Annotated in this window: 23 protein-coding genes; 22 read left to right on the forward strand and 1 reads right to left on the reverse strand. The window is 58.7% G+C overall.

What is annotated here, in order from left to right; translation table 11 throughout:
- Positions 1 to 5 precede the first annotated feature (5 nt).
- The 22 genes from rplV (at position 6) to rplQ (ending at position 10540) form a co-directional block, all read left to right on the forward strand.
- Positions 6 to 338: a 50S ribosomal protein L22 gene (gene rplV / locus JH15_RS07590; RefSeq protein ID WP_016419085.1), complete on the forward strand. Its 333-nt coding sequence runs from the start codon at positions 6 to 8 to the stop codon at positions 336 to 338.
- Positions 339 to 349: 11 nt separating this feature from the next.
- Positions 350 to 1051 carry a 30S ribosomal protein S3 gene (rpsC, locus tag JH15_RS07595; protein ID WP_043529111.1) on the forward strand — a complete coding sequence of 234 codons (702 nt, stop codon included), beginning with the start codon at positions 350 to 352 and terminating at the stop codon, positions 1049 to 1051.
- Between the two features lie 15 nt (positions 1052 to 1066).
- Positions 1067 to 1480, forward strand: coding sequence for a 50S ribosomal protein L16 (rplP, locus tag JH15_RS07600; RefSeq protein ID WP_043529112.1), 414 nt, complete (start codon positions 1067 to 1069; stop codon positions 1478 to 1480).
- A complete protein-coding gene (gene rpmC / locus JH15_RS07605; RefSeq protein ID WP_043529114.1) occupies positions 1480 to 1671 on the forward strand; it encodes a 50S ribosomal protein L29 in 192 nt (63 codons plus the stop codon). Before rplP ends, rpmC begins: the two co-directional genes overlap by 1 nt.
- A 1-nt stretch (position 1672) precedes the next feature.
- Positions 1673 to 1933, forward strand: coding sequence for a 30S ribosomal protein S17 (gene rpsQ, locus JH15_RS07610; RefSeq protein ID WP_043529115.1), 261 nt, complete (start codon positions 1673 to 1675; stop codon positions 1931 to 1933).
- A gap of 46 nt (positions 1934 to 1979) precedes the next feature.
- Positions 1980 to 2351 carry a 50S ribosomal protein L14 gene (rplN, locus tag JH15_RS07615; protein ID WP_010626476.1) on the forward strand — a complete coding sequence of 124 codons (372 nt, stop codon included), beginning with the start codon at positions 1980 to 1982 and terminating at the stop codon, positions 2349 to 2351.
- 14 nt (positions 2352 to 2365) lie between these two features.
- Entirely contained in the window at positions 2366 to 2680 is a 315-nt protein-coding gene (gene rplX / locus JH15_RS07620) for a 50S ribosomal protein L24 (RefSeq protein WP_043529118.1), read from the forward strand.
- Positions 2681 to 2698: 18 nt separating this feature from the next.
- Positions 2699 to 3238, forward strand: a complete 540-nt coding sequence (rplE, locus tag JH15_RS07625) for a 50S ribosomal protein L5 (RefSeq protein ID WP_043529120.1) — start codon at positions 2699 to 2701, stop codon at positions 3236 to 3238.
- Between the two features lie 10 nt (positions 3239 to 3248).
- Positions 3249 to 3554, forward strand: coding sequence for a 30S ribosomal protein S14 (rpsN, locus tag JH15_RS07630; protein ID WP_043529122.1), 306 nt, complete (start codon positions 3249 to 3251; stop codon positions 3552 to 3554).
- 32 nt (positions 3555 to 3586) lie between these two features.
- Entirely contained in the window at positions 3587 to 3979 is a 393-nt protein-coding gene (rpsH, locus tag JH15_RS07635; protein ID WP_043529123.1) for a 30S ribosomal protein S8, read from the forward strand.
- Between the two features lie 9 nt (positions 3980 to 3988).
- Positions 3989 to 4519 carry a 50S ribosomal protein L6 gene (rplF, locus tag JH15_RS07640; protein WP_043529125.1) on the forward strand — a complete coding sequence of 177 codons (531 nt, stop codon included), beginning with the start codon at positions 3989 to 3991 and terminating at the stop codon, positions 4517 to 4519.
- 9 nt (positions 4520 to 4528) lie between these two features.
- Positions 4529 to 4879, forward strand: a complete 351-nt coding sequence (gene rplR, locus JH15_RS07645; protein WP_043529127.1) for a 50S ribosomal protein L18 — start codon at positions 4529 to 4531, stop codon at positions 4877 to 4879.
- A gap of 11 nt (positions 4880 to 4890) precedes the next feature.
- The gene (gene rpsE, locus JH15_RS07650; RefSeq protein WP_043529129.1) at positions 4891 to 5391 is read left to right on the forward strand and encodes a 30S ribosomal protein S5; all 501 of its coding nucleotides are present in this window, start codon (positions 4891 to 4893) and stop codon (positions 5389 to 5391) included.
- Between the two features lie 5 nt (positions 5392 to 5396).
- Positions 5397 to 5579 (forward strand): 50S ribosomal protein L30, encoded by a 183-nt coding sequence (rpmD, locus tag JH15_RS07655; RefSeq protein ID WP_043529132.1) that lies wholly within the window; start codon positions 5397 to 5399, stop codon positions 5577 to 5579.
- 3 nt (positions 5580 to 5582) lie between these two features.
- Entirely contained in the window at positions 5583 to 6017 is a 435-nt protein-coding gene (rplO, locus tag JH15_RS07660) for a 50S ribosomal protein L15 (RefSeq protein WP_043529133.1), read from the forward strand.
- On the forward strand, positions 6017 to 7348 hold the full coding sequence (secY, locus tag JH15_RS07665; protein WP_043529134.1) for a preprotein translocase subunit SecY: 1332 nt from the start codon (positions 6017 to 6019) through the stop codon (positions 7346 to 7348). The genes rplO and secY overlap by 1 nt, the downstream gene beginning before the upstream one ends.
- A gap of 29 nt (positions 7349 to 7377) precedes the next feature.
- A complete protein-coding gene (gene rpmJ, locus JH15_RS17750) occupies positions 7378 to 7491 on the forward strand; it encodes a 50S ribosomal protein L36 (protein ID WP_031384759.1) in 114 nt (37 codons plus the stop codon).
- 124 nt (positions 7492 to 7615) lie between these two features.
- Positions 7616 to 7972, forward strand: coding sequence for a 30S ribosomal protein S13 (gene rpsM, locus JH15_RS07670; protein ID WP_043529136.1), 357 nt, complete (start codon positions 7616 to 7618; stop codon positions 7970 to 7972).
- A 36-nt stretch (positions 7973 to 8008) separates the two neighbouring features.
- On the forward strand, positions 8009 to 8395 hold the full coding sequence (gene rpsK / locus JH15_RS07675) for a 30S ribosomal protein S11 (protein ID WP_011505752.1): 387 nt from the start codon (positions 8009 to 8011) through the stop codon (positions 8393 to 8395).
- Between the two features lie 12 nt (positions 8396 to 8407).
- On the forward strand, positions 8408 to 9028 hold the full coding sequence (gene rpsD / locus JH15_RS07680) for a 30S ribosomal protein S4 (RefSeq protein WP_043529141.1): 621 nt from the start codon (positions 8408 to 8410) through the stop codon (positions 9026 to 9028).
- 87 nt (positions 9029 to 9115) lie between these two features.
- Positions 9116 to 10114 (forward strand): DNA-directed RNA polymerase subunit alpha, encoded by a 999-nt coding sequence (locus JH15_RS07685; protein WP_043529143.1) that lies wholly within the window; start codon positions 9116 to 9118, stop codon positions 10112 to 10114.
- A gap of 39 nt (positions 10115 to 10153) precedes the next feature.
- Positions 10154 to 10540 carry a 50S ribosomal protein L17 gene (rplQ, locus tag JH15_RS07690; protein WP_043529146.1) on the forward strand — a complete coding sequence of 129 codons (387 nt, stop codon included), beginning with the start codon at positions 10154 to 10156 and terminating at the stop codon, positions 10538 to 10540.
- A gap of 72 nt (positions 10541 to 10612) precedes the next feature.
- On the opposite strand, the gene uvrA is transcribed toward rplQ, so the two are convergent.
- Entirely contained in the window at positions 10613 to 13477 is a 2865-nt protein-coding gene (uvrA, locus tag JH15_RS07695) for an excinuclease ABC subunit UvrA (RefSeq protein WP_043529148.1), read from the reverse strand.
- Positions 13478 to 13543 lie beyond the last annotated feature (66 nt).

The raw sequence follows: 13543 nt of genomic DNA on the forward strand, positions 1-13543 counted from the left end.
GAGAGATGGAAGTCACAGCTAAGCTGCGTGGCGCTCGTTTATCCGCCCAGAAGGCCCGTTTGGTGGCTGACCAGGTGCGCGGTAAACCGGTCGCCGAAGCGCTCGACCTGCTGACCTTCTCACCGAAGAAGGCTGCCAAGCTGGTCAAGAAAGTGCTTCAGTCCGCTATTGCGAACGCGGAAGAAAACAACGGCATGGACATCGACGAGCTGCGTGTCTCGACCATCTGTGTCGATGAGGGCATGACGCTCAAGCGCATCCAGCCGCGCGCCAAAGGCCGCGCGGATCGTATCTTGAAGCGCACCTGCCACATCACCGTCAAGGTAGCCGAGAAGTAGGAGTCGACCAGATGGGTCAGAAAGTAAATCCGACAGGTATTCGTCTCGGTATCGTCAAGGACCACACATCAGTGTGGTACGCCGAGCGCGGTGCCTACGCAGACAAGTTGAATAATGATCTTGCCGTTCGCCGCTTCCTCGAGGAGCGTCTGAAGAATGCGTCTGTAAGCCGCATCATCATCGAGCGTCCGGCTAACAATGCCCGCATTACCATTCACACGGCCCGTCCGGGCATCGTGATTGGCAAGAAGGGCGAGGACGTCGATCGGCTGCGTCGTGACGTCACCCAGATGATGGGCGTGCCTGTGCACGTCAACATCGAGGAAGTTCGCAAGCCGGAACTCGATGCCCAGCTCGTTGCGCAGAACATCGCCGGCCAGCTTGAGCGTCGCGTGATGTTCCGTCGCGCCATGAAGCGCGCCGTGCAGAATGCCATGCGCCTGGGCGCGGGTGGTATCAAGGTACAGCTGTCCGGCCGCCTCGGCGGTGCTGAGATCGCTCGTACCGAATGGTACCGCGAAGGTCGTGTACCGCTGCATACGCTGCGTGCGGACATCGACTACGCCACCTACGAAGCCCACACCACCTACGGCGTCATCGGCGTCAAGGTATGGGTCTTCAAGGGTGAAATCCTCGGGGGCATCGAGGAGGTACGCGCCAAGGCCAAGCAACAGCCTCAGGCAGCGCCCTCCAAGAAGAAAGGTTCCAGGTAAGGGGAGAGCGAATCGATGTTACAACCCAAGCGTATGAAATTCCGCAAGATGCAGAAAGGCCGCAACCGTGGCCTGGCGCATCGCGGAAGCAAGGTGAGCTTCGGCGAGTATGGCCTGAAAGCTACCGGACGCGGTCGCGTCACTGCTCGACAGATCGAAGCGGGTCGTCGTGCCATCACTCGTCACGTCAAGCGTGGCGGCAAGATCTGGATTCGGGTCTTCCCGGACAAGCCGATCTCCAAGAAGCCCCTCGAAGTTCGTATGGGTAAGGGGAAAGGCTCCGTGGAATACTGGGTCGCACAGATCCAGCCAGGTCGTGTCCTGTATGAGATCGAAGGTGTTTCTGAAGAGTTGGCTCGCGAGGCGTTCAGCCTGGCAGCGCAGAAATTCCCGGTCTCCACCACCTTTGTGAAACGGACGGTGATGTGATGAAAGCCCAGGAAATTCGTGAAAAGTCGGAAGGGGAACTGCGCGAGCAGCTCTTCGAACTCCTCCGCGAGCAGTTCAACCTGCGCATGCAGAAGGCCACTGGCCAACTGAGCCAGACTCATCTGCTCAAGCAGGTCCGTCGGGATATCGCCCGCGTGAAGACTGTGCTCAACGAGAAAGCAGGTGATTGAGATGGCCGAAGAAAAGAAATCCCGTACGCTCACCGGCAAGGTGGTGAGTGACAAGATGGACAAGTCCATCGTCGTCATGATCGAGCGCCGTGAGCGTCATCCGATTTACGGCAAGTACGTGAAGCGCTCCACCAAACTGCATGCCCATGACGCGCAGAACCAGGCTAAGGCAGGCGACACCGTTTCCATTCAGGAATCGCGTCCCCTGTCAAAGAAGAAAGCCTGGACGCTGGTCGAAGTGGTCGAGCAGGCCAAGGGCTGAGCTCACCTCACAACCAGTGCGGTCAGATTAGGTTTGGAGAAAACCGATGATTCAGACACAGACAATGCTGGATGTCGCCGACAACAGCGGCGCGCGCCGGGTGCAATGCATCAAGGTGCTGGGCGGTTCACACCGCCGCTACGCTCGCGTGGGTGACATCATCAAGGTCACGGTGAAGGAAGCCATTCCACGGGGCAAGGTCAAGAAGGGCCAGGTCCTCAAGGCTGTGGTAGTCCGGACCCGTAGTGGCGTCCGTCGTAGCGACGGTTCGCTGATCCGCTTCGACGGAAATGCGGCGGTTCTGTTGAACAACACCAACGAACAGCCGATCGGAACCCGTATTTTCGGGCCGGTGACGCGTGAACTTCGTACTGAGAAGTTCATGAAGATCATTTCCTTGGCGCCTGAAGTGCTGTAAGGAGCGAGGCGGATATGCAAAAGATCAAACGTGACGATGAAGTGATCGTCATCGCTGGCAAGGACAAGGGCAAGCGTGGCACCGTTAAGCGGGTTCTCGAAAACCGCTTCGTGGTGTCCGGTGTGAATATGATTAAGCGTCACACCAAGCCCAATCCCATGGCCGGCAATCAGGGCGGTATCGTCGAGCGCGAGGCTCCGATTCACGCGTCCAACGTAGCCATCTTCAATCAGGAGACCGGTAAGGCGGATCGCGTCGGCTTCCAGGTAAAGGAAGACGGTACCAAGGTACGTATCTACAAGTCGACGCAGACGCAGATCGACGCCTAACGCGAGTCGGGTAGCAAAATGGCGAACTTGAAAGAACGTTATCAGAACGAGGTGGTGGCTCAACTCCGAGAGCAGTTCAGCTACGCCAACGTTATGCAGGTACCCCGGATCACCAAGGTGACCCTGAACATGGGTATCGGCGATGCGACCAGCGACAAGAAGCTGATCGACAATGCCATCGGCGATCTGGAGATGCTCTCCGGTCAGAAGCCGATGGTGACCAAGGCACGCAAGTCCATCGCGGGCTTCAAGGTGCGTGAAGGTTGGCCCATCGGGATCAAGGTCACACTGCGCAGTGCGCGCATGTGGGACTTCCTGGACCGCCTGGTGAACATCGCGATCCCCCGCGTGCGTGACTTCCGGGGTCTGAACCCGAAGTCCTTCGACGGCCGTGGCAACTATTCCATGGGGGTGCGTGAGCAGATCATCTTCCCGGAGATCGAATATGATAAGATCGACCGGATTCGTGGTCTGGATGTCACAATCACCACCACTGCCAACACTGACGAAGAAGGGCGTGCGCTGCTGAGCGCGCTGAACTTCCCGTTCAAGCGATAAGGGTGGGATCATGGCAAAGAAGAGCATGATTGAGCGCGAACTCAAGCGCACCAAGCAGGTCGAGAAGTATGCCGCCAAGCGCGCAGCACTCAAGGCCGTCATCTACGACGTGAACGCTTCCGACGAAGAGCGCTTCGACGCACAGCTTCAGTTGCAGCAGCTGCCGCGCGACTCCAGTCCGGTACGCCAGCGTAATCGCTGCCGTATCACCGGTCGTCCGCACGGCTACTACAACAAGTTCGGGCTTGCCCGGAACATGTTGCGTGAAGCCGCCATGCGTGGCGACGTTCCCGGGCTCAAGAAGTCCAGCTGGTAACGGCCACGTAGAATTATCAGGAGCGTAACGTAATGAGCATGCAAGATACGCTGGCGGATATGTTCACCCGTATCCGCAATGCGCAGATGGCCACCAAGGAGACGGTTACCATGCCGTCTTCCAAGCTCAAGATCGAGCTGGCCCGCGTATTGAAGGAAGAGGGCTACATCAATGACTTCGCTGTCAGTGGTGACGTCAAGCCCGAACTGACCGTCAGCCTCAAGTACTTCGAGGGCAAGCCGGTCATCGAGCACATCCAGCGAGTGTCCAAGCCGTCCCTGCGCCAGTACAAGGGCAAGGATGCGCTGCCTAAGGTCGCCGATGGTATGGGCGTCGCGATCGTTTCCACCTCCCAGGGCGTGATGACCGATCGTGCGGCCCGTCATGCCGGTGTCGGTGGTGAAGTCCTCTGCACCGTATTCTAGGAGTTTGGAATGTCCCGCATAGCCAAATATCCGGTTAAGCTGCCCAGCGGCGTCGAAGTCAAGCTCGACGGCGATCAACTGACCGTCAAGGGCGGTCAGGGCACGCTCGCCATGACCGTTCACGCTGACGTCGTGATCGGCCAGGAAGAAGGTCAGCTGACCTTCGCTCCGAGCGAGAGCGCCAAGAGCTGGGCCATGGCCGGTACTACTCGCGCACTGGTCCAGAACCTGGTTACCGGTGTGCACGAGGGGTTCACCAAGAGCCTCGAGATCAATGGCGTCGGCTACCGTGCCCAGGCAAGTGGCAAGACGCTCAACCTCACACTGGGCTTCTCCCACCCGGTCGAGTACACGCTGCCTGAAGGTGTCGTGGCGGAAACGCCCAAGAACACCACGATCGTGCTGAAGAGCGCGGACAAGCAGAAGCTCGGCCAGGTAGCCGCGGAAATCCGTGCCTTCCGTCCGCCTGAGCCCTACAAGGGCAAGGGTATCCGGTACGGCGACGAGCAGGTCCGCCGCAAAGAAGCCAAGAAGAAGTAAGGCAGGGTTATGAACGCGAAGAAAGAATCTCGTCTCCGTCGTGCCCGCCGCGCGCGTGCCAAGATCCGCGAGCTGGGCGTGTATCGCCTGTGTGTGAACCGTACCCCGCGCCACATCTATGCGCAGATCATCTCGCCGGATGGTGGCAAGGTATTGGCCAGCGCTTCGACGCTGGACAAGGCCCTGCGCGAGGGTGCGACCGGTAATTCTGACGCTGCCGCCAAGGTGGGTGCGTTGATTGCCGAACGCGCAAAGGAAGCAGGCATCACTCAGGTGGCCTTCGACCGTGCTGGCTTCAAGTACCATGGCCGCGTCAAGGCCTTGGCAGATGCCGCACGTGAAGGCGGTCTGGAATTCTAAAGGGTTTTACGATGGCGAAGAACGAACAGAACGGCGGAGATCTGCAGGAAAAGCTCGTGCAGGTCAACCGCGTCGCCAAGGTGGTCAAGGGGGGCCGGATTTTCGGCTTTACCGCACTGACCGTCGTTGGTGATGGCAATGGTCGTGTTGGCTTCGGTCGTGGCAAGGCGCGTGAAGTGCCTGTCGCGATTCAGAAGGCCATGGATCAGGCACGTCGTAACATGGTCAAGGTTACCCTTAGCGGTAGCACGCTGCAGTACCCGGTTCGCGCCCGTCATGGTGCATCCAAGGTCTACATGCAGCCGGCTTCCGAAGGTACCGGGATCATCGCCGGCGGTGCCATGCGCTCCGTGCTCGAACTGGCTGGCGTCCACGACGTTCTGGCCAAGTGCTACGGCTCCACTAATCCGGTGAACGTGGTGCGTGCGACCGTCAAAGGTCTTGCCGCCATGCAGTCTCCGGAAGACATCGCCGCCAAGCGCGGACTGTCTGTCGAAGCGATCACGGGGTAAGCACCATGGCAGCAACGATCAAGGTTACCCAGATCCGTAGCACCATCGGCGTCCTGGATAAGCACAAGGCCACCATGAAAGGCCTCGGGCTGCGTCGCATCGGGCATACGGTCGAATTGGAAGACACCCCTGCCGTACGCGGTATGGTCAACAAGGTCAACTACCTTGTGCGTGTTGAGGGAGAGTAATCCATGAAACTCAATAGCCTGAGCCCGGCACCGGGTTCCAAGCACGCCGAGAAGCGTGTCGGCCGTGGCATCGGCTCTGGTCTTGGCAAGACCGGTGGTCGTGGTCACAAGGGTCAGAAGTCGCGTAGCGGTGGTACGGTCAAGCCCGGTTTCGAGGGCGGCCAGATGCCGTTGCAGCGTCGTCTGCCCAAGTTTGGCTTCACCTCAATGAAGTCACTGGTCTCCGAAGAGGTTCGCCTGGCCGAGCTGGGCAAGGTCGAGGGCGATGAAGTCACCCTCGAAAGCCTCAAGAAGGCCAACGTGCTCAAGGACGCCACGCAGCATGCGAAGGTGATCCTCTCCGGCGAACTGAACAAGGCGGTTACCGTGCGCGGTCTGAAGGTCACCAAAGGTGCCCGCAGCGCAATCGAAGCCGCCGGTGGCAAGGTAGAGGACTAATGGCTAAGTCAGGTAACATGCCGGCGACGGGAAGTGGGTTGAGTGAACTGTGGGCGCGCTTGCGCTTCGTGTTTCTCGCCATCGTGGTGTACCGAATCGGTGCACACATTCCCGTTCCCGGTATCAATCCTGACCAGCTAGCTGCCTTGTTCAGGGAGCAGCAGGGCACCATCCTGGGACTGTTCAACATGTTCTCAGGGGGCGCCCTGGAGCGCATGAGTATCTTGGCGCTGGGGATCATGCCGTATATCTCCGCATCGATCATCATGCAGCTCTTGACCGCGGTCTCACCTCATCTTGAGCAATTGAAGAAAGAGGGTGAGGCTGGACGCCGCAAGATCAGCCAGTACACGCGCTACGGCACGGTGGTTCTTGCTTTTGTCCAGGCGACCGGCATGTCGGTTGGCCTGGCAGGGCAGGGAGTCGCCTACGCTGCTGACTTCAGCTTCTATTTCACCGCCGTGGTTACATTCGTATCCGGAGCGGTGTTCATGATGTGGCTAGGTGAGCAGATTACCGAGAAGGGGATCGGCAATGGCATTTCGTTGCTGATCTTCTCTGGGATCGTCGCCGGGTTGCCGGGTGCCGTCGGCCAATCGTTCGAACTGGCGCGCAACGACGGTGCCTGGAACGTATTGCCGCTGCTGGCACTGACCGTACTGGGGGTTGCCACCGTGGCCTTCGTGGTGTTCATCGAGCGCGGCCAACGCCGCATCACGGTGAACTACCCACGTCGTCAGGTGGGCAACAAGATGTATGCAGGGCAAAGTAGTTACTTGCCTCTGAAGGTCAACATGGCGGGTGTCATTCCTGCCATCTTCGCCTCCAGCATTCTGCTGTTTCCGGCTTCTCTCGGCCAATGGGTCAGCGCCGGTGACGGCATGGAGTGGCTGCAGAAGGCGTCCTTGGCTCTTGGCCCGGGTCAGCCGTTGTACATCTTGCTTTTCGCGGCGGCGGTGATATTCTTCTGCTTCTTTTACACAGCGCTGGTCTTCAACCCCAAGGATGTCGCTGACAACCTCAAGAAGTCAGGGGCGTTCCTGCCGGGTATCCGTCCGGGCGAGCAGACGGCTCGCTATATCGACAAGGTCATGACACGTCTGACCCTGTTCGGTGCCCTGTACATCACTGCGGTTTCCTTGATGCCTCAGTTCCTGATTGTAGCCTGGAACGTACCGTTCTTCTTCGGTGGAACTTCGCTGCTGATCGTGGTGGTGGTGATCATGGATTTCATGGCCCAGGTACAGTCGCATCTCATGTCGAATCAGTATGAGTCGGTCATGAAGAAGGCCAACCTGAAAGGCTACGGTAGCGGCGGCATCATGCGCTGAGGCGCGCCGACCGCGATTTGGAGAGAACGATGAAAGTTCGAGCTTCCGTAAAGAAAATGTGCCGTAACTGCAAGATCATCCGTCGCAACGGCGCTGTTCGCGTCATCTGCACGGAGCCGCGGCACAAGCAGCGTCAGGGTTGATACCCAGGCGTTGACCTGAACCGGTGCTGGCATACCCCTTGCCCTGATTAGGGTAAAGGGGTATGCTGTTGCGCCTTTTGTAGTTGATCCAACGAGCAAGCCGCTCAAATTTCGGAGTAAGCTGATGGCCCGTATTGCAGGCGTCAATATCCCGGACAACAAGCATGCGGCGATCTCGCTGACCTATATCTTCGGGATTGGCCGTACGCGCGCACAGATCATTTGTGCCGCTGCCGGCATCGCGCCGACTACCAAGATTCAGGAATTGTCCTCCGATGAGCTGGACACCCTGCGTACTGAAGTCGGCAAGTTCACCGTTGAAGGTGACCTACGTCGTGATGTGACGCTGAATATCAAGCGTCTCATGGACTTGGGTTGCTATCGTGGTCTGCGTCATCGTCGTGGTCTTCCGCTGCGTGGTCAGCGTACCAAGACCAATGCGCGTACCCGCAAGGGCCCGCGTAAGCCGATTCGCAAATAACACGCATGTGGCGTTAAGACAGGAATAGACATCAACATGGCTAACCCGCGTAGTAACCGTAAAAAGGTTAAAAAGCAGGTAGTGGATGCGGTTGCCCACATCCATGCCTCTTTTAACAATACGATCGTGACGATCACAGACCGCCAGGGCAATGCCCTTTCCTGGGCAACTGCCGGTGGTTCGGGTTTTCGTGGTTCTCGCAAGAGCACCCCGTTCGCTGCTCAAGTGGCAAGCGAACGTGCAGCGACCGCTGCAGCCGAGTATGGTGTGAAAAACGTCGACGTGCTGGTCAAGGGCCCCGGTCCTGGCCGTGAGTCTGCCGTGCGTGCTCTCAATGCCGCCGGTTTCCGCGTGCAAAGCATCACCGACGCGACGCCCGTTCCCCATAACGGCTGCCGTCCGCCGAAGAAACGCCGCGTTTAAGGAGACAGATTCATGGCTCGTTATATTGGACCGAAGTGCAAACTGTCTCGTCGTGAAGGTACCGACCTCTTCCTCAAGAGCGGTGTCACTCCCTTCGAGAAGAAGTGCAAATCCGAGCAGATCCCGGGTGTGCACGGCCAGCGCCGTCAGCGTCTTTCCGACTACGGCTTGCAGCTTCGTGAGAAGCAGAAAGTGCGTCGTATCTACGGCGTACTCGAGAAGCAGTTCCGCAATTACTACAAGGAAGCGGCCCGTCTGAAGGGTGCAACCGGCGAGTTGTTGCTGCAGCTTCTTGAATCCCGACTGGACAATGTCGTCTATCGCATGGGCTTTGGCTCGACTCGCTCCGAAGCGCGTCAGCTGGTAAGCCACAAGGCGATCACCGTCAACGGCCGCACCGTCAACGTTGCGTCCTATCAGGTCAAGCCCGGTGATGTGGTCTCCGTTCGCGAGAAGGCCAAGAACCAGGCGCGCATTCAGAATGCGCTGTCCATCGCTGCTAACCGCGGTGATGTACACTGGATCGAGGTCGATGCCAAGAAGATGGAAGGCACCTTCAAGGCTCTGCCTGAACGCGGCGACTTGTCTGCCGACATCAACGAAAACCTGATCGTCGAGCTGTACTCGAAGTAAACGTCCTTGTGACGTGGCCGGATCCGCTATGTGGGTCCGGCGATGCAGAGTACCGAGTATCCGTTTGGCAGCCTATAGGTGTTCATCATGCAGCGTTCAGTGACAGAGTTTCTCCGTCCTCGCGATATCAAGGTCGAAGAGATCAGTGCACACCGTGCGAAGATCGTGCTCGAGCCGTTCGAGCGCGGCTTCGGGCACACCCTGGGGAATGCGCTGCGTCGCATCCTGCTCTCCTCAATGCCCGGCTGCGCCGTGGTGGAAGCGGAGATCGCCGGTGTCGACCATGAGTACAGTGCGATCGAAGGGGTGCAGGAAGACGTTATCGAAATCCTCCTGAACCTCAAGGACGTGGCGATCAAGATGCATAGCCGCGACGAGGCGGTGCTCACGCTGAACCAGCAGGGCCCGGCCGTCGTGACAGCGGGAGATATTTCCACCGATCACGATGTGGAAATCGTCAACCCCGATCATGTCATCGCGCACGTCAATGAAGGTGCCGAGCTCAAGATGCAGCTTCGGATTGCCCGTGGCCGCGGTTACGAGCCGGCGGATATGCGTGGTGATGCGGACGACGAGTCCCGCGCCATCGGTCGCCTGCAGCTGGATGCGACCTTCAGCCCTGTACGCCGGGTTTCCTACTCCGTCGAGGCCGCGCGTGTTGAACAGCGTACCGACCTCGACAAGCTGGTCATTGACCTGGAAACCGACGGCACCCTGGATCCCGAAGAGGCTATTCGTCGTAGCGCCACCATCCTGCAGGAGCAGTTGGGTGCGTTCGTCGATTTGGAAGCTGATAAGGAACAGGAGGTCAAGGAGGAGGAGGATCACGTCGATCCCATCCTGCTGCGTCCCGTAGACGATCTCGAGTTGACCGTTCGCAGTGCCAACTGCCTGAAGGCCGAGAATATTTACTACATCGGTGATCTTATCCAGCGCACTGAAGTTGAGCTGTTGAAGACACCGAATCTCGGTAAGAAGTCCCTGAATGAGATCAAGGACGTGTTGGCCGCCCGCGGTTTGTCCCTCGGCATGCGGTTGGAGAATTGGCCGCCGTCGAGCCTCAAGGACGACAAGGCCTCTGCGTGAGCGTCGACTCGAGTCCCAGTTTGGTAAGGAATCACAACCATGCGTCATCGTAAGAGTGGTCGTCACTTAAATCGTACCAGCTCGCACCGCCAGGCCATGTTCAAGAACATGTGCGTATCGCTGGTCGAGCACGAAGTTATCAAGACAACCCTGCCCAAGGCCAAGGAACTGCGTCGTCATATCGAGCCGCTGATCACCCTGGCCAAGCAGGATAGTGTCGCCAATCGTCGTCTGGCCTTCAGCCGTACTCGCTCCAAAGAAGCGGTCGGTAAGCTCTTCAACGAGCTGGGTCCGCGTTATGTCGAGCGTCCGGGTGGTTATATCCGTATCCTCAAGTGCGGTTTCCGTACTGGTGACAACGCGCCTATGGCCTACGTCGAACTGGTCGACCGTCCGGTCGTCGAGGAAGCTGCTGCCGAGGAGTGATTCTCGCAGCGCTATCGCGGCAGGCAAACGTAAACCGGCTCTCAGGAGCCGGTTTTTTTATGCCTGTATGGCTTACGTGGTTGCCGTCTTTTTATCGGCCTTGTGGGTCTTGGCACGCTCAAGCAAGGGCTTGAGGAAGCGTCCCGTATGGGAGATCGGCATTTTTGAGACTTGCTCAGGCGTACCTTCGGCAATGATGCGACCGCCACCGGAGCCGCCTTCAGGGCCTAGGTCGATGATCCAATCGGCTGTCTTGATCACGTCGAGGTTGTGCTCAATGACGACGATGGTGTTGCCATGGTCACGCAGGCGATGCAATACGCCAAGCAGCTGGCGGATATCCTCAAAATGCAGACCGGTGGTGGGCTCGTCCAATATATAGAGCGTCTTCCCGGTGTCGCGCTTGGCCAACTCCCGAGCCAGCTTGACGCGTTGGGCCTCACCCCCAGATAACGTGGTTGCGCTCTGTCCCAGCCGGATGTAAGACAGCCCCACATCGAGAAGCGTCTGTAGTCGACGGGCAATGGCCGGCACCGGGCTGAAGAAGCCCAGGGCTTCTTCGACAGTCATTTCCAATACCTCGTGTATGCTCTTGCCTTTGTACTCGATCTCGAGGGTTTCGCGATTGTAGCGCTTCCCTTTGCAGACATCGCACGGTACGTAGATATCCGGCAGAAAGTGCATCTCGACCTTGATCATCCCCTCGCCCTGACAGGCCTCGCAGCGCCCACCCTTGACGTTGAACGAGAAACGGCCGGGCTTGTACCCCCGCGAGCGAGCCTCCTGTGTACCGGCAAACAACTCGCGAATGGCCGTAAAAATACCGGTATAGGTGGCGGGATTCGAACGAGGTGTTCGCCCGATCGGGCTCTGGTCGATATCGATGATCTTGTCGAGCTGGTCGAGTCCTTCGATAGCGGTATAGGGCGCCGGGGTCAATGTCGTGGCCTTGTTCAACTCCCGAGCCGCGATCGGCATCAGCGTGGAGTTGATCAAGGTGGATTTCCCCGATCCCGATACCCCCGTCACGCACACGAACAGGCCGAGTGGAAGTGACAGGGCGACATCCTGAAGATTGTTACCACTGGCCCCGGTCAGACGCAGGGTCTTCTCCGGATTCCCCGGGATTCGCCATGGTGGCACCTCGATACCCCGTGCACCGGAGAGGTACTGTCCCGTCAGCGAATCAGGATTGGCCTGCACCTCTTCGGGTGTGCCCTGAGCCACGATTCGGCCGCCGTGTACCCCTGCGCCTGGCCCGATGTCCAGCACATGGTCCGCTGCTCGAATGGCATCCTCGTCGTGCTCGACGACGATGACGGTGTTCCCCAAGTCTCTCAGGTGCTCAAGCGTCTTGAGTAGACGATCGTTGTCGCGCTGGTGCAGGCCGATCGAAGGCTCGTCGAGGATATACATTACCCCGACCAGACCGGCCCCGATCTGGCTGGCCAGGCGGATACGTTGGGCCTCGCCACCGGACAAGGTTTCGGCGCTGCGTTCGAGATTGAGATAATCGAGGCCGACGTTGACCAGGAATTCCAGTCGCGCATGAATTTCATGCACGATCTTGAGGGCGATCTCGCCCTTGCGCCCCGGCAGCGTCAATGCCTTGAAGTAGTCCAGCGCTTCGCCAATCGGGAAACGCACAAAATCTGGAAGCGTGTGATCGTCGACATAAACATGGCGGGATTCTCTGCGCAAGCGCGAACCATGACAGGTGGGGCAGGGCTGGACGGCCAGGTAGCGGGCCAGATCCTCACGCACCATATTGGATTCGGTTTCGCGATAGCGACGCTGCATATTGGGCAGCACGCCTTCGAAAGGGTGCTCGCGGGTCACCTTCTTGCCGCGATCGTTGGCGTAGATAAAGGCGATCTCGTCATGGCCACTGCCGTTAAGGATCACCTCACGCTCGTGGCGTGCCAGGTCCTTCCAGGCGGTTTCCAGAGTGAAACGGTAATGATCGGCCACTGCCTGCAGTTGATTGAAATAGTACACGCTGCGCCGATCCCACCCCTTGATAACGCCCTCGGCGAGTGAAAGCTCGGGGTGGCTGATCAGCTTGTCGGGATCGAAGAACTGTTGCGATCCAAGGCCGTCGCAGGTTGGGCACGCCCCGGCCGGGTTGTTGAACGAAAACATGCGTGGTTCGAGTTCTGCGATCGAATAGCCACACACTGGGCAGGCAAAGCGGGCCGAAAAGGTGATGTCCTCGGCCTCACCCTCCATGAAGTGAACCACCGCGATGCCATCGGCCAGGCCCAGGGCCGTCTCGAAGGACTCGGCCAGACGCTGCTGCAGGCCATCACGCACTTTGATACGGTCGACGGCCACACTGATATCGTGCTTCTTGTTCTTGTCCAGCGGGGCGACGTCGTCGAGCTCCAGGGCCTGACCGTCGATCACTACGCGTACGAAGCCCTGGGCACGCAACTCGGCGAGTAGCTGCAGGTGCTCACCCTTACGCCCTTTGACGACCGGTGCGAGCAGCATCAGCTTGCTGCCTTCGGGAAGGGCCAGGACCTGATCGACCATCTGCGAGACCGTCTGTGCCTCGAGGTCCTCCCCATGTTCCGGGCATCGGGGCGTACCCGCACGGGCAAAAAGCAGGCGCAGGTAGTCGTAGATTTCGGTGATGGTGCCCACGGTCGAGCGCGGGTTGTGCGACGTGGACTTCTGCTCGATGGAGATCGCCGGGGATAACCCTTCGATATGGTCGACGTCCGGTTTCTCCATCATTGATAGGAACTGGCGTGCATACGTCGATAGTGATTCAACGTAGCGCCGCTGTCCTTCGGCGTAGAGCGTATCGAAGGCCAGCGAGGACTTTCCCGAGCCCGACAGGCCGGTCACCACGATCAGTTTGTCGCGCGGAAGATCGACGTCGATTTGCTTGAGGTTGTGGGTGCGTGCACCCCTGACCAGAATCCTGTCCATTACCACCTCGTGCGGGACGCAAAAGTTTCAGTATACGGGGTGGATCGACGACACGGCAAAACGACG

This window comes from Litchfieldella xinjiangensis (genome assembly GCF_000759345.1).
Classification (GTDB): Bacteria; Pseudomonadota; Gammaproteobacteria; order Pseudomonadales; family Halomonadaceae; genus Litchfieldella_A; species Litchfieldella_A xinjiangensis.

Coding starts and splice junctions, on each gene's coding strand:
- rpmJ (WP_031384759.1), top strand. CDS start 7,378: ATGAAAGTTCGAGCTTCCGTAAAGAAAATGTGCCGTAACTGCAAGATC.
- rpsH (WP_043529123.1), top strand. CDS start 3,587: ATGAGCATGCAAGATACGCTGGCGGATATGTTCACCCGTATCCGCAAT.
- rplF (WP_043529125.1), top strand. CDS start 3,989: ATGTCCCGCATAGCCAAATATCCGGTTAAGCTGCCCAGCGGCGTCGAA.
- rplX (WP_043529118.1), top strand. CDS start 2,366: ATGCAAAAGATCAAACGTGACGATGAAGTGATCGTCATCGCTGGCAAG.
- rpsQ (WP_043529115.1), top strand. CDS start 1,673: ATGGCCGAAGAAAAGAAATCCCGTACGCTCACCGGCAAGGTGGTGAGT.
- rpmD (WP_043529132.1), top strand. CDS start 5,397: ATGGCAGCAACGATCAAGGTTACCCAGATCCGTAGCACCATCGGCGTC.
- rplR (WP_043529127.1), top strand. CDS start 4,529: ATGAACGCGAAGAAAGAATCTCGTCTCCGTCGTGCCCGCCGCGCGCGT.
- rpsD (WP_043529141.1), top strand. CDS start 8,408: ATGGCTCGTTATATTGGACCGAAGTGCAAACTGTCTCGTCGTGAAGGT.
- uvrA (WP_043529148.1), bottom strand. CDS start 13,477: ATGGACAGGATTCTGGTCAGGGGTGCACGCACCCACAACCTCAAGCAA.
- rpsM (WP_043529136.1), top strand. CDS start 7,616: ATGGCCCGTATTGCAGGCGTCAATATCCCGGACAACAAGCATGCGGCG.
- rplE (WP_043529120.1), top strand. CDS start 2,699: ATGGCGAACTTGAAAGAACGTTATCAGAACGAGGTGGTGGCTCAACTC.
- rpsC (WP_043529111.1), top strand. CDS start 350: ATGGGTCAGAAAGTAAATCCGACAGGTATTCGTCTCGGTATCGTCAAG.
- rplP (WP_043529112.1), top strand. CDS start 1,067: ATGTTACAACCCAAGCGTATGAAATTCCGCAAGATGCAGAAAGGCCGC.
- JH15_RS07685 (WP_043529143.1), top strand. CDS start 9,116: ATGCAGCGTTCAGTGACAGAGTTTCTCCGTCCTCGCGATATCAAGGTC.
- rplO (WP_043529133.1), top strand. CDS start 5,583: ATGAAACTCAATAGCCTGAGCCCGGCACCGGGTTCCAAGCACGCCGAG.
- rpsK (WP_011505752.1), top strand. CDS start 8,009: ATGGCTAACCCGCGTAGTAACCGTAAAAAGGTTAAAAAGCAGGTAGTG.
- rplN (WP_010626476.1), top strand. CDS start 1,980: ATGATTCAGACACAGACAATGCTGGATGTCGCCGACAACAGCGGCGCG.
- secY (WP_043529134.1), top strand. CDS start 6,017: ATGGCTAAGTCAGGTAACATGCCGGCGACGGGAAGTGGGTTGAGTGAA.
- rpsE (WP_043529129.1), top strand. CDS start 4,891: ATGGCGAAGAACGAACAGAACGGCGGAGATCTGCAGGAAAAGCTCGTG.
- rpmC (WP_043529114.1), top strand. CDS start 1,480: ATGAAAGCCCAGGAAATTCGTGAAAAGTCGGAAGGGGAACTGCGCGAG.
- rplQ (WP_043529146.1), top strand. CDS start 10,154: ATGCGTCATCGTAAGAGTGGTCGTCACTTAAATCGTACCAGCTCGCAC.
- rpsN (WP_043529122.1), top strand. CDS start 3,249: ATGGCAAAGAAGAGCATGATTGAGCGCGAACTCAAGCGCACCAAGCAG.
- rplV (WP_016419085.1), top strand. CDS start 6: ATGGAAGTCACAGCTAAGCTGCGTGGCGCTCGTTTATCCGCCCAGAAG.